This window comes from Tistrella mobilis, assembly GCF_039634785.1.
GTDB classification, from domain to species: Bacteria; Pseudomonadota; Alphaproteobacteria; order Tistrellales; family Tistrellaceae; genus Tistrella; species Tistrella mobilis.
This window is the reverse complement of record NZ_JBBIAB010000009.1, coordinates 1-14,031: the sequence shown is the minus strand read 5'-3', so window position 1 is coordinate 14,031 and position 14,031 is coordinate 1. Positions and strand designations below refer to the sequence as shown.

The following is a 14,031-nucleotide window of genomic DNA, read 5'->3' as shown; positions in this document are numbered from 1 at the left end:
GTCGCATCCCCCTGAGCCGTCAGGTAACGGCACGGGACGATGCGGAGCATCCATGGCGGACGGGCATGCCAGAAGCCACGGCCACCATGTCGCGCGGAACGGTCGCCCGTCCCGGCGTTTCGAAGCCGGCTTTATAGCGACGCCACCGGCACTTGGCAAGTGCAGGACGCACGCCGCTGCCGAAAAGGCAGCCGGGATCCCACGGGTCCCGGCGCCCATCGCAAGCCAGCAGGCACGAGACCGGTCAGCTCATGCCTTTTCGGCGGCCTTGTCCGCACCTTCGGCCTTCTCGCCCGGCTGGACGAGCGGTGCAAGCACCATGGTCATCTGACGACCTTCAAGGGTCGGGCGCTGCTCGACCTTGCCCAGTTCGGCAAGATCACCCGAAACCCGCATCAGGACGCGCATGCCCAGATCCTGGTGCGTCACTTCACGACCGCGGAAGCGCATGGTGATCTTCACCTTGTCGCCTTCGGTCAGGAACTTGACGGCATGCTTCATCTTGACGTTGTAGTCGTTGTCGTCGATGTTCGGCCGGAACTTGAGTTCCTTGATCTCGATCGTCTTGTGCTTCTTCCGGGCCTCCTGGGCCTTCTTCTGCGACTCGTATTTGAACTTGCCGTAGTCGAGAAGCTTGCACACCGGCGGCTCGGCCTGAGCCGCAACCTCAACCAGGTCGAGCCCGGCATCGGCAGCGCGGTTCAGGGCGTCGTCGCGGGAGACGATACCGATCATGTTGCCGTCGGCGTCGATCAGACGCACCTGCGGCACGCGGATGGCTTCATTGATGCGATGGGCGTCGCGATTCGCGTTCGGCGCCACCGGCATTGGTCTTCTAGCGATGGTCAGTCCCCTTTCGATTGCCGACCGGAAACCCGCACCCTGCAGGCCGGGCCAGAGAACCCATGCCCGGCCACGGCACCGGTCGGTGAAAACCGGATATGGTGACGACGGGATGGTTCTTGAACCGGGCGACAGGACATGAGGCGGGGTCGACGCGCACATGCGCGTCGCCGATATGACAGAAGGATAGTCACGGTCCGGTGTCGTGCAAGTCTTTCTTGAACGGCAACTTAGCCCCGGTCACGTCTCGAGCAGCCGACGGATGGCGGTGGCGACCTCTCCGACCGACAGATCGGCAAGCCGATCGGACCGTACCCACGAGGCGCGCGGCCCCCGGGGGCGGGTCAGCTGCGGGTCGCTTTCTTTCGAGAACAGGCTGAGCGACGGGCAGCCGACCGCCGCGATCAGATGCATCGGCCCGGTGTCGTTGCCCACCGCGATCGCCGCACGTCGGGCGAGACTTGCGATCTCGGCAAAACTGGTGCGCCCCTGCAGCGATACGGCCCGCGGCTCGGCAGCCACCACCGCATCGATCGCTCCGGCCTCGGCATTCGTGCCGATCAGCATCGGTACGATCCCCTGATCGGCAAGCAGCCCCGCGGTCTCGGCATACTTCACGGCCGGCCAGCGCTTGCCCGGACGATGGGCGGCGCCACCCGGCACCAGAAGACCGAACCGCCCCGGCAGATCGAAGCCCGACAGATCCGCCTTCAGGAAGCAGAGATCCGGCGCCGGCACCCGGGTGATCCCGGCCATGGCCAGCTGTTCGGCCTGACGCTCCAGCGTGTGCATGTGGTCGCGTTGCGGGTTGGCATGGGGCAGCGTGCATCCGGGCGCAATGCCGGACCAGAGCGGCCGTGGCCGGTCGAACAGGCGGAAATAGCTGCTGCTGCGATCGCTGGTCTGCAGGTCGTAGACCCGCTCGAAGCCTTCGGCATTCAGCCGGCGGCGCATGTCGCGGACCTTGCCGAACTGCCAGGCCTTGGGGCGCTCGTCGATCCAGATTTCGTCGAACAGCCCGCTTTGTTCCAGCAGCCCGGCATAGGGCTTCGTAGTCAGCAGGGTGATGCGGCCCTCCGGATGGGCCAGGCGGATCGCCTTCATCGGCCCCAGCGCCATGATCACATCACCGAAGGCGGAATGCTTGATCACCAGCACCCGGGCCTTCGGATCCGGCATTGGCGGCACGACGATCTTCTGTGCCCTCTTCATGCCGGTCGCCCCCGGGCCAGCGCCTCCTCGTAGACCGCCAGCGTGGATGCCTGCATCCGGGCAAGGGTGAAGCGGCCGTCGACATGGGCGATCATCGCGCGCGCCGCGGCGGCCCGCGCCTTCGGATCCATGGTCAGGGCCAGCCCCAGCGCCCGGGCCAGCGCCCCGGCATCCCCCGGCGGCACAAGCATGCCGCCGATATTCGTGTTCACGGTCTCGCGCGCGCCGCCATGATCCGTGGCGATGATCCAGCGGCCCATCGCCTGGGCCTCCACCGGCACCCGACCGAAAGCCTCGGGCTCCGTCGCCGGCGACACCACCACATCGGCGAGCATATAGGCCGCCGGCATGTCGCGCTCGGCCTCCGCAATGCCCACCACATCCTCCAGCCCGCGATCCCGGATCGCCTGCTCGACCTCGGCGCGGTAGCTCTCGGTGCCGGGGGCCGCGCCCACCATCACGCATTGCACATCGCGCCGCCCAAGCTCGGCCAGCGCGTCGAGCAGAACCATATGCCCCTTCCACCGGCTGAGGCGGCCCGGCATCAGGATCAGTGCCCGGCTTTCGTCCAGCCGCCAGCGGCGGGCGAGTGCGATGATCCGGTCGGCCGAGACCGCTGCCGGATGGAATTTCGAAACATCCACCCCGCGCGGGATGGTCCGGATCACGGCCGGATCGACGCCATAGACCGTCTGCAGATGGTCGGCGATGAAGTCCGAGATCGCGATCAGCGGCCGGCCGCGGGTCATCACCGCGTTGTAGCGGCGCTTCAGCCAGCTGCCGTGACCATAGGTGCCGTGAAAGGTGGTCACGAAGGGGGTGCCGGTGCGCTCCGCCGCCATAAAGGCGCTCCAGGCCGGTGCGCGAGAGCGGGCATGGACCAGGTCCACCCCCTCTTCCCGGATCAGATCGGCAAGCCGCCCGGCATTGGCGCGGATCGACCAGGGGCGCTTGGTCGCCAGCGGCAGGGTGACATGCCGGCCGCCCAGCCGCTCCAGTTCCACGGCCAGCGGTCCGCCCGCCGAGGCGACGACGGCACGCCAGCCGGCGGCGATCAGGCCGGCAGCGATATCGACGGTGCCGCGCTCCACACCGCCCGGTCCCAGCGCCGGAAGCACCTGAAGAACGGTGCGCGGCCGGGGGGCCGACGCGGGGGGTTTCACAGGACCGTCGTTTGGGTCATGGGCGGGCTTGCTGCTAATATCGTCCGATTGCACCGGGTTCAGGGCTCCATGCGGGCGCGGGCACGGCTGGCCCGGCCACCCGGCCGGATCCGCCCACAGACTACACGAGCGACCTTTCGGGCAGAAGTCCGGGCTGCCCACGCCCCGAAATGGTCACCGGTCCACCTGTCATGCATCCGGCCCGTCACGCCCGCCCTCGTCCACATCCAACCCCATCCCCCAAATGGAGGATCGCGTGTCCACCCCCACCTCTTCCGCCGACCCCGCCCATCCCGCCGGTTCCGATACCGGCCGCATCGACCGCGGCGACGGCGTGCATCTGGCCTATCATCGCCATCTGCCCAAGCTCTGGGCGCCCGGGCCGGGCGTCGTGTTCCTGGGCGGGTTCCGCTCGGACATGACCGGCACCAAGGCCATGGCGCTCGACGGATTCTGCGCGCGCACCGGTCGGCCCTATCTGCGCTTCGACTATTCCGGTCACGGCATCTCGGACGGCGCCTTCGAAGACGGCTGCATCGGCCGCTGGGTCGAGGATGCGCTGGTGATGATCGATCGCCTGACCGACGGCCCGCTGGTCCTGGTGGGCTCCAGCATGGGCGGCTGGATCATGCTGCGCGTCGCCCTGGCCCGCCCTGATCGGGTGAAGGGCATGATCGGCATCGCCGCGGCGCCCGATTTCACCGAAAAGCTGATGTGGCCCGACATGACCGCCGACCAGCAGGCGGCGCTGCTTCGCGACGGCCGCCTGGAGATCCCGTCGGAATACGACCCGGAGCCCACGGTGATCACCCGCCGGCTGATCGAAGAGGGGCGCGACAATCTGGTGCTCGACGGCCCCATCCCCTTCGAAGGGCCGGTGCGCCTGCTCCACGGCCTGGAAGATCCCGACGTGCCCTGGCGGCTGTCGCTGGAAACCGCCGCGGCCCTGACCACCACCGATCTCCGGATCGAACTGGTCAAGGGCGGCGATCACCGGCTTTCGACGCCGTCCGACATCGCCATGCTGACCCGCACCCTCGACGAGGTGTGCCGGCTGGTGGTCGAAGCGGATTGATCCGGGGCCACGGCTCCCCACATATCGGGAACCTTCAGCCGCCGCAGCCTTCAGGAGTGCCCTGCCGATGATCGGAACGACGACCGACCGCCCCACCCCGTGTCGTCGTTCCGTTCCGAAGGCTCTCCATGTCATCCACCACCGTGCGCCTCAGCCTCCGCGGCATTGCCGCGATCGATCCCCGGGGGCGTGAGCTTTTTTCAGGGCTCGATCTCGATCTGGGCCAGGAGTCCCTTGGTCTCGTCGGTCGCAACGGCAGTGGCAAATCGACCCTGCTCCGGATCATCAGCGGCGATGCCTCTCCCGCCGCCGGTCGGATCGTCCGGCCGGCCGACTGCCTGCTGCTCGACCAGACGGCAGCCACGCCGACGGATCTGACCGTTGCCGATCTGATCGGCCAGAGGGCCGCGCTCGACCTCATCGACTGCGCGCTGGCGGGGCGCATCGACGCCCGTGACGCAGCCCGCATCGACTGGGGCCTTGAAGCCCGGATCGCCGCGGCACTGACCCGGATGGGCCTTTCGGACCTGGATGTCCGCCGCCCCGTCGCGACCCTCAGTGGCGGCGAACGCGCCCGGTTGCGGCTTGCAGGCGCGATCCTGGCCGAACCGGATCTGCTACTGCTGGACGAGCCGACCAACCATCTGGACGAGAGCGGGCGGCAGGCGGTCGCCTCTCTCATCGCAGACTGGACGGGCGGGCTGATCATCGCGTCTCATGACCGGGACCTGTTGCGTGGACTGTCGCGCATTCTGGAACTGGCGCCGGGCCGGGTCTTCCACCACACGGGCGGCGGCGAGGCCTGGCTTGCCGCGCGCACGGCCCGGGAAGCCGCGGCCCATGCCGCCATGGCTGCCGCCCGGGATCAGATGAGCCGGACAAAGCGCGAGGCCTCTGCGGCGGCCGCGCGTCAGGATCGCCGCGACGCCGCCGGCCGCCGGCATCGCGCCCGCGGCGACATGCCGAAAATCCTGCTCGATGCCCGACAGGATCGGGCGGAACGCAGCCGGGGCCGCGGGAACCGGCTGGCAGCAAGGCGTCTGGAGACGGCAGCAGGCGACCTGACGGCCGCCCGCGCCGCGCTCGACCTCACCGGCCGGCCGGTTTTTTCACTGCCCGCAACAGACCTCGCCCGCGGGCGGGAGCTGCTCGACCTGCGCGATGTCGTGACGGCAGCCGGCATCTCCCTGCCCGATCTCAGCGTCACGGGGCCGGAGCGGATCGCGATCACGGGCCCGAACGGCGCCGGCAAGACGTCGCTGCTCAGGATCGCCGCCGGGCTGGACCGGCCCCGCAGCGGTTCGGTCCGACGCCCCGGCCGGATCGCCCTGCTCGACCAGCATGCGGATCTGCTCGATCCGGCGCTCAGCCTGCTCGACAATCTGCGGCGCCATGCGCCCGATGCCGGAGAGGAAGCCCTGCGCGCAATCCTTGCACGCTTCCTGTTCCGCGGTGACGCCGCATTGCGGCAGACGGCCATGCTGAGCGGCGGCGAGCGGATGCGGGTCGCTCTCGCCTGCCTGCTCGGCCAGGCGGAACCGCCGGAGCTGCTGCTGCTCGACGAGCCCACCAATCACCTGGACCTGGAGGCGACCGAGACGGTGGAGACCGCACTTGCCGCCTGGGATGGCGCGCTGGTCCTGGTCAGCCATGATCCGGACCTGCTCGCCCGGGTGGGCATCGGGCGGCATCTGCGGCTTCCCGCCTGACCGCGGCTACCGGCGCGCCGCTTCCGCCGCAAGCTGGGCGGCCAGCCCGTCCCGGTAGGTGCGGTATTTCAGCCGCACGCCCAGCTCCTCGCGGATCCGGTTGTTGCGCACCCGCTTGTTGTCGGCATAGAAGCTGCGCGCCATGGGGCTGAGATCGGCCTCTTCGAACGGCACTTCCGGCGGCGGCGTCACCCCCAGCAACTCGCAGGCATGCAGGATCACGTCCTGGGGCGGGGCGGCCTCGTCGTCGCAGAGATTGTAGGCACGCCCCGGCGCAGGGTGGGCGATCGAGGCGGCCAGCACGGCGGCGATGTCGTCGACATGGATGCGCGAGAAGACCTGGCCCGGCTTCACCACCCGATGCGCCCGCCCGGCGCGGACCGTATCGAGCGCCGAACGGCCGGGGCCATAGATGCCGGCCAGCCGGAAGAGATGGGCCGGGGCCTCGGGCGCCAGCGCCGACCAGGCCTGTTCCGCCGCCACCCGGCGGCCACCCCGGCCGCCGGCGTCGATGGTCGGCGTGGTCTCGTCGACCCAGCCGCCGCCATGATCGCCATAGACCCCGGTGGTCGACAGATAGCCGATCCAGGGCGCGGCACCGCGTGCCGCACCGGCTGCCGCCGCGGCGGCAATATCCGCACCGTGGACCCGGATCACCGCATCGCCCCCGGCGTCGGGGCCGACCGAAGACAGGATCGCCACGGCCTGTCCCAGATCCGCGAGACCTGCGGCGTCCATCGCTTCGCTGCCGTCGAACAGATGCGCGGTGATCCCCTCGGCCGCCAGCTGATCGCGCTTGCCGGCGCTCCGGCAGGTACCGGCCACCCGGCCGCCCGCCGCCATCCAGGCCCGGGCCAAAGCCCGGGCGGAAAAGCCCAGGCCGAAGCAGAACAGCAGGCCGCCATCGCCCGCCACAGGGCGAAGCAGGGCCACGGGATCGGTCGCCTCGTGATCGGCGGGGTGGTCGGTCATGGCCCCTCCTCGGACAGGACACCGGCAGCCCGCCATTCGCTCAGCACCACCGGATCGGTTTCGCCCGGCAACCGCCCGGCCGCCGCGCCTGCAAATTCAGCCGGCGACATCAGCCGCGATGCCGCCCAGACCGCCATCGCCCGCACCTGCGCCGCCCCATCCGCCAGCAGCGGCCGGAGTGCCGGCACCAGATCAGGGCGCCCCGAATTGCCGATCGCGATCGCGACATTGCGGACGAAGCGGTCGCGGCCGATCCGCTTGACGGCGGTCTTGGCGAACATGGTGCGGAATGCGCCATCGTCCAGTCCGGCCAGATCGGCAAGCGCCGGCGCCGTCAGCGCCTCGCGGCCCGCCAGCTTCATCTCGGCGGCCCCTCTCGCGAACTTGTTCCAGGGGCAGACCGCCAGGCAGTCGTCGCAGCCATAGATCCGGTTGCCCATGGCGGCCCGGAACTCCGCCGGCACCGGCCCGTCGAGTTCGATGGTGAGATAGGAAATGCAGCGCCGGGCATCCAGTTCATAAGGCGCCGGGAAGGCATCGGTCGGACAGGCATCCAGACAGGCATGGCAGCTGCCGCAGCGATCGCCATGGGGGCGGTCATGGACAAGATCCAGCCCGGTCAGCATCACCGCCAGGAAGGTCCAGGATCCGAAATCACGCGAAACCAGATTGGTGTGCCGCCCCTGCCAGCCCAGCCCGGCCAGCGCCGCCAGGGGCTTTTCCATCACCGGCGCGGTATCGACGAAGAATTTCAGCTCGACCGCGCTTTCGTCCCAGAGCCAGCGGGCCAGACGGCGCAGCTTTGCCTTGATCACCTCGTGATAATCGTCGCCCCGGGCATAGACCGACAGGCTGCCGGTTTCAGGGCAGGAGAGATTGGCCAGAGGGTCGGTGGCCGGTCCGTAATTCTGGGCAAGGACAATCGCGCTCCGTGCCTCGGGCCAGAGTGCATCGGGGCTGCGGCGCCAGTCGATCCGGTCCTCGATCCAGCGCATGTCGCCATGGCGGCCGAGTTCGACGAACCGGTCGAGCGCCTCGCCTGTCGCAGGGGGAAGGCGGGCCGGGGCAAAGCCCACGGCATCGAAGCCGATCTCCCTGGCCCTGGCGCGGATCGCCGCTGTCCAGCCGGCGGGATCAAGGTCGAGCGGCGGCCCCTTGCGCCTGGGCGGTGGTGGCGCGGGCGGGCGCCGGTCAGAAATCGAGGTCGCCATAATGCGCCGCGGGCGCAATGCCGATGATCCGGTCCTTGAGCATGGGCCGGAAGCTCGGCCGGGACTTGATCCGGACATACCATTCCTTGGCGACCGGATGGCGGACCCAGGGCACATCGCCCAGATAGTCGATCGCCGAAAGATGGGCGGCAGCGGCCAGATCGGCCAGCGAGAGCTGGTCGCCGGCCAGCCATTTGCGCCGCTCGGTCAGGAAGGCCACGTATTCCAGGTGATAGTTGATATTGGCAAGGCCCGCGCGGATCGCGGCCGAAGTCGGCTGTCCCAAGCCTGCCAGGCGCTTGTCGACCTTCTCCCCCACGAGATTGCGGGTGACCTCGTCGGAGAATTTATGGTCGAACCAGTCGATCAGCCGGCGCACCTCGGCCCGGTCTCCCGGCCGGCGCGGCAGCAGGGGATGTTCCGGATAGGCCTCTTCCAGATATTCGAGCACGGTGCGATGGCCGGCGACCACGGTGTCGTCGGCTTCAACCAGAACCGGAAGCACGGCTGCCGGATTGAGCCTCAGGAACTCGGTGCGGCGTTCCCACGCCTTTTCGAGCTGCAGATCGTGATCGAGCTGCTTCTCGCCGAGGGCCAGTCGGACCACGCGGCAACCAGGGTTCAGCCAGTGATGATAAAGCGTGCGCATGGCCAAGGACTTTAGCGCAGAGAACGGCGTCGGGCCACTACCGCATCACCGGTATAAAGCGCGAGCGCGATCCAGATGAGAACGAAGGCCACACCTTGCGCCTCGGAGACGGTTTCGCCCAGCAGAAACACAGCCACGGCGAGCTGACAGGTCGGATTGACGTATTGCAGAAAGCCCAGCAGGCCGAGGGGCAGGCGCGGCGCCGCAAAGCCGAACATCAGCAGCGGCACCACCGTTACGGCACCGGCGGCCAGCAGCAGCAGCACCTGCAGCGGCCCGGCCGAGGGGATGGCCAGAACACCGCCGGCTGCCGCGAAGATCGTCCAGCCGAGAGCCACCGGCGCCAGCACCGCGGTTTCGATCGCAAGCCCGGCGACGGCACCGACCGCAGCCAGCTTGCGCAACAGGCCATAGGTGCCGAAGCTCATGGCCAGCGCGATCGCGATCCAGGGCAGGCCGCCGCCTTCCCCCGCAATCCAGGCGACCCCGCCGATCGCCAGGAAGAAGGCCAGGATCTGCATCGCCCGCGGCCTTTCGCGCAGGAACACCACGCCCAGCACCACCGAGACCAGCGGATTGACGTAATAGCCGAGGCTGGCATCGACCGCGCGGCCGGTCTGGACCGCGTAGATATAGACCCCCCAATTGGCCGCGATGGCGACGGCGCTGAGGCAGAGCAGGCCCAGCACCCGGGGCCGGGCGATCACGGCGCGGATTTCGGCCCGGTGACGATGGCCCGCGGCAATGAAGATCAGCACGACCAGCGAGCCCAGGATCCGGTCGGCCAGAACCTCCAGCGACGGTACCGCGGCCAGGGCCGAGAAATAGAGCGGGAACAGGCCCCAGATGACATAGGCGCCGAACGCCGCGGCGGCCGGCCGGCCAAGCCCCGGGGGCGCGCCGGCAGGCAGCGCCGGCGAGGGGCTCTGCGGGGTGGAAGACATCAGCGGTGCGGATCCGGAAGCGGGGGAGACGGGAACGCCTGGGCGATCCTATCCCCCCGCCCGTCTTCCCGCCAGGGGGCGCGGGCCGAAAGCTCCGCACCCCCTGCACGAGCGGGGCTCGGCCTCGGCCCGGCATCAGTCCCCGGAAGTCGGCCGATCGTCAGCCGCGGAAGTCGGTCTGGGTGCCGTGGGCGGCAATCGCATCCGCCAGCCGCGCCAGACCATGGACATAGGCCGCGGTCCGCCAGTCGATACCGAGGGTTACAACGCGATCGCCGATCGCGTCGCCTTCCCGCTCCATCGCCGCTTTCAGCCGCTCATGCACCTCGGCCTCGCCCCAGTACCAGCCCTGCCGGTTCTGGACCCATTCGAAATACGAGACCGTGACACCGCCGGCATTGGCCAGGATGTCGGGCAGCACGGTGATGCCGCGGGCGGCCAGCACCTCGTCGGCCTCGGGCGTCACCGGGCCATTAGCCAGCTCCAGCACCACCGGTGCCGTGATCAGATGGACATTGCCGGCATGGATCATCTCTTCCAGGGCCGCCGGCACCAGCAGCTCGGCATCCAGGGCCAGGATCTCGTCCGGATCGACCCGGCGCACGCCCGGCCCCTCCAGAAGACCGACCCCGCCCCGGGCCTTGGCGGCATCCAGCGCATCGAGGTCGATACCGCCGGGTGCCGCCACCGCACCCCGGCTGTCGGAAACGCCAACGATCGTCCAGCCGTCGGACGCCAGCAGCCGTGCCATATGCCGGCCGGCATTGCCATAGCCCTGAACGATCGCCCGCCGCACGCGGCCGGGCTGGTCCTCGACGCCGAGACGGGCAGCCAGATGGCGCAGCAGATACCAGCCGCCGCGGGCCGTGGCGTCACCGCGGCCGAGCGATCCGCCCAGCGCCACCGGCTTGCCGGTGACCACCGCCGGCGCCGGCGCACCGGTCAGCGAGCCGTATTCATCGGCCATCCAGCCCATGACCATGGCGTCGGTATAGACATCGGGTGCCGGAATGTCGCGGTCCGGCCCGATCACACCGGCGAAGGCCTGGACATAGGCGCGCGACAGCCGCTCCAGCTCCGCCCGTGACAGGCCGTGCGGATCCACCCGGATCGCACCCTTGCCGCCGCCATAGGGCAGGTTCATCACCGCGCATTTGAAGGTCATCCAGAAGGCCAGCGCCTCCACCTCGTCCATGGTCGAGGCGGGGTGATAACGGATGCCGCCCTTGGTGGGGCCGCGGGTGTCGTCATAGCGGCAGCGCCAGGCGGTGAAGGCCCGCCGGCTACCATCATCCATCCGGATCAGCAACCGCGCCTTCAGGGTCTCGCGGGGGGCACCCAGCTTCTCCGCCACGTCCGGATCGAGGTCGAGATACGCGGCCGCCGCGTCGAGACGAGAGAGGGCCTGCCGAAGCAGCGGACCGCGTTCATCATCCAACATGTCATGTCACCAGTCTTTTGCGGGGGTTACGAGAGACAACCGGCCCCGCCCGTCGCAGGACCGATCCTTGCGCGGTTTAACCGCCCCGCGATCGGACTGAAAGGAAATGTCGTTCCGGAACTCTGCGGCCTATGCCGGCTTCACCGCCCCGAGCCGCGCCTTGAGGCGCATTACGACGGCGTCTGAAACGGCATGCTCGTTCCGTTCGGCTGCCACCTGAACGAGTGCATCCCAAACCACCATGGCCTTCTCCGGCGGCCAGGTTTCCGCAATCCGAAGGTAGACCCCCCTGAAACGTGGATCTCCGAGATGCGCCTCCACCAGATCGGCATCCGCCTCGAACGCCGCCGCCATGAAGAAATCCCAGATCCGGTCGTGCCGGAAGATCACCCGCTCCGGCGCTTCGCCCTCCCGGCCCCGCCACGCCATCACCGAGCGTTGTACGAGCATTCTCTGGTGGATCAGACAGGGCTGCTCCGCTTCGAATTCACCAGGCTGGAACCAGTTGCGATCCTCCAGGCGCATCTGTACGGCGTGCCGGCCGAACGCAACCAGCGGGAAGGGAACCCCTGCCTTCGCACGATACCCCGGTTCACCCGGCCCGCCTTCATCGGCAAGGCGGAATGCGGCATCGATCAATCCCGTGGCGGCAGGCATGTGCCCCCGGGCCAGCAGGTCGGCTGCAAGGGTAAGATCAAAGGGATTGGACAGGATGATTTTCGCCGCTTCCCGCTCGCCCTCACCCGGCGCCTGATCCAGCGCACCGGTGATAAAGCAGTCGACGGCGGCCTCGAAGGCCGGACCATGGACCAGATGAGTCGGATCTGCCGCCACTGGTCGCGACACAAGAAAGCGGCGTGTCGCCTCACGATCAAGCGGCAGGAGATCGTAGACGCGCACTCCAGCCGGGGGCTCCCATTCAATCGGCTGGGTGGCGACAACGATATCGCCTCGAATACGTCTCTTCAGCAGGTCGCTGATCTTCATTCGGATCTCTACGGAAACCTCGTTCAGCCCATCGATCAGGACGAGCAGTCCGCCGGTATGGATCGCCCCGCGCACGAAGCCCTCTTCCTGGATCCGGCCGATGTGGTCCAGAACGGCTGCCTCCACACCATCCGCGCAGTCCCGCGCCTGCAGGAAAACCACCGGCCGACGCTGCTGTGAGGCCAGCTGGCGCAGGATCGACGTCTTGCCGAGCCCGGCATCGCCACGCAGCACCACCGCCCCGGACAGGCCGGGGAGGACATCCGTGATCGGCCGCGCCGGCCCATCGCCATGCCGTACCCGAACGTCTCCGAAGAAGCCGAGGTCCGGTAATGCCTCGAGTCTGGCTTCCTCGAGAAGCTTCTCCCGGAAGGGGCGCAGCAGATGGCGACGCAGCGGCGGCAGATGAAGCATCAGGGGGACTGCACCCAGGCTCACCATGCCCCGGACCCGCGGATTCCAGAAAAAGATCGCCTGGACCGTGCGCGACCATGGGAAGACGAAGAGGAAGGTTACCCAGAACAGGACCCAGCCGGGTATCAGCCACGGTAGCGCAGATTCAAGGCCATCGGACGGCGACTGTTCCTGGATGTGCTGCGCCAGGGCGACACGATGAGCCGATCCGACATCGAAAGCGGCGTATAGTTTCCTCAGCGTTTCCAATTGATCGGGCGTCCAGCACCGAGGGCGGGGAATGGCACGGCCGACAAGGGCCTCGAGGGTGAAGGATATCCGTCCCCATAATCCGAGGTCAGACAAGGCCGCCCGCACACCGCAGGCCGCATAGACAACGTCCATCACCCGCGCTTCCGCCTCTTCCCTGAGGCTTCGCGATGCCGAAACATCATCCCAATGCTTTAAAAAGATGGACAGAACACTATGTGCTTGCGCTGGATCGCGACGGACGGATGCCAACGGTAACCGATCAGGCTCCACCCGTCCCAACCAGGCCAGCAGGACTTCAGCCTCAGGGTCTCCGCCAGCCGCGAGATGGGCGGCCATACGGATCGAGGCAATATTCCAGGGGGCCGTCGCATGACTGGCACGCAAAGCGGCAAGACTGCTGACCGCGCGTCCCGGACCATGAACGAGCAGCACCTTAAGCGCAATTTCGGGCTCTAAGCCACTCTCGTATACCAACCCAAGCCCGTCATCCATCAGATCTTTGACGATCTGCTGGCTCCACTCACCTGGCGGCACTTCTGAAAGAAAAAGCCAGGCATTTTCGTGTAATATATTTTCTTCTTCGATAGATCTTTGAATCTCATCAGCATCTTCGCCATATTTATACACACCAGACCGATGCATTCTGTTTGTAGAATTCAAAATATCGCGCGTCCTTTTAACTATTAAATTTGCATTCTCGATATCCAGGACTTTTCTATATATTTCAAAAACCGACAATCTGAAGAAGCTTGATTCTTTCTCGGTTGCAGAATCCAATAAATCAAGAACCTCAGTAAGAGCCCGTCCGGAATGTTATTGAATCCGGTGAATCTGTTGTGATTCGATGCCGCCCCAAAGGAAATGGGAGCGGACAGAATGTGGACGACGGAAACCCGCCGTGTTTATGAGCGGCCGGGGTTGAGATATCCGAGCGACCTGACGGATGAAGAATGGGCGCTTGTCGAGCCGCTGATCCCGCCCGCGAAGCGCGGCGGTCGGCAGCGCACGGTCGATGTCCGCGAGGTTCTGAACGGCGTATTCTATGTGCTGATGACCGGCTGCCAATGGCGGGCTCTGCCCAAGGATCTGCCGCCCCGGAGTACGGTGCATGAATATCTGGGTCTGTGGGAATGGGATGGCACGCTGGCGCGGATCCACC

The 14,031-nt window shown here is 67.5% G+C and carries 12 protein-coding genes; 3 read left to right on the top strand and 9 right to left on the bottom strand.

All coding sequences use genetic code 11. From position 1 onward, the window contains the following. Window positions 1-249: 249 nt before the first annotated feature. The 3 genes from infC to WI697_RS14465 all read right to left on the bottom strand — a co-directional run bounded on the left by infC (window position 250) and on the right by WI697_RS14465 (window position 3,146). A complete protein-coding gene (gene infC / locus WI697_RS14475) occupies window positions 250-828 on the bottom strand; it encodes a translation initiation factor IF-3 (RefSeq protein WP_062761755.1) in 579 nt (192 codons plus the stop codon). A 255-nt stretch (window positions 829-1,083) separates the two neighbouring features. Then, window positions 1,084-2,055, bottom strand: coding sequence for a glycosyltransferase family 9 protein (locus WI697_RS14470; protein ID WP_345958952.1), 972 nt, complete (start codon window positions 2,053-2,055; stop codon window positions 1,084-1,086). Further along, window positions 2,052-3,146: a glycosyltransferase family 4 protein gene (locus WI697_RS14465; protein ID WP_082828241.1), complete on the bottom strand. Its 1,095-nt coding sequence runs from the start codon at window positions 3,144-3,146 to the stop codon at window positions 2,052-2,054. Before WI697_RS14465 ends, WI697_RS14470 begins: the two co-directional genes overlap by 4 nt. 328 nt (window positions 3,147-3,474) lie before the next feature. Between WI697_RS14465 and WI697_RS14460 the strand changes: the two genes are divergently transcribed. Both WI697_RS14460 and WI697_RS14455 read left to right on the top strand, forming a co-directional pair. Continuing rightward, window positions 3,475-4,293 carry an alpha/beta fold hydrolase gene (locus WI697_RS14460; RefSeq protein ID WP_062761790.1) on the top strand — a complete coding sequence of 273 codons (819 nt, stop codon included), beginning with the start codon at window positions 3,475-3,477 and terminating at the stop codon, window positions 4,291-4,293. A gap of 128 nt (window positions 4,294-4,421) precedes the next feature. After that, entirely contained in the window at window positions 4,422-6,002 is a 1,581-nt protein-coding gene (locus WI697_RS14455; protein ID WP_345958951.1) for an ABC-F family ATP-binding cassette domain-containing protein, read from the top strand. Between the two features lie 6 nt (window positions 6,003-6,008). Here the strand turns inward: WI697_RS14455 and WI697_RS14450 are convergent, their stop codons facing one another. The 6 genes from WI697_RS14450 to WI697_RS14425 form a co-directional block, all read right to left on the bottom strand. Further along, window positions 6,009-6,974 (bottom strand): SDR family oxidoreductase, encoded by a 966-nt coding sequence (locus WI697_RS14450; RefSeq protein ID WP_345958950.1) that lies wholly within the window; start codon window positions 6,972-6,974, stop codon window positions 6,009-6,011. Beyond that, window positions 6,971-8,185 (bottom strand): tRNA epoxyqueuosine(34) reductase QueG, encoded by a 1,215-nt coding sequence (gene queG / locus WI697_RS14445; RefSeq protein ID WP_345958949.1) that lies wholly within the window; start codon window positions 8,183-8,185, stop codon window positions 6,971-6,973. Before queG ends, WI697_RS14450 begins: the two co-directional genes overlap by 4 nt. After that, entirely contained in the window at window positions 8,166-8,834 is a 669-nt protein-coding gene (fzlA, locus tag WI697_RS14440; protein ID WP_014743707.1) for an FtsZ-binding protein FzlA, read from the bottom strand. Before fzlA ends, queG begins: the two co-directional genes overlap by 20 nt. 11 nt (window positions 8,835-8,845) lie before the next feature. Further along, window positions 8,846-9,778 (bottom strand): EamA family transporter RarD, encoded by a 933-nt coding sequence (rarD, locus tag WI697_RS14435; RefSeq protein WP_345958948.1) that lies wholly within the window; start codon window positions 9,776-9,778, stop codon window positions 8,846-8,848. Window positions 9,779-9,938: 160 nt separating this feature from the next. Then, window positions 9,939-11,219, bottom strand: coding sequence for a Glu/Leu/Phe/Val family dehydrogenase (locus WI697_RS14430; protein WP_345958947.1), 1,281 nt, complete (start codon window positions 11,217-11,219; stop codon window positions 9,939-9,941). A 129-nt stretch (window positions 11,220-11,348) separates the two neighbouring features. Further along, entirely contained in the window at window positions 11,349-13,649 is a 2,301-nt protein-coding gene (locus WI697_RS14425; protein WP_345958946.1) for an NACHT domain-containing protein, read from the bottom strand. 99 nt (window positions 13,650-13,748) lie between these two features. Between WI697_RS14425 and WI697_RS14420 the strand changes: the two genes are divergently transcribed. Then, on the top strand, window positions 13,749-14,031 hold a 283-nt coding region (locus WI697_RS14420), incomplete at its 3' end, for a transposase (RefSeq protein WP_345958945.1).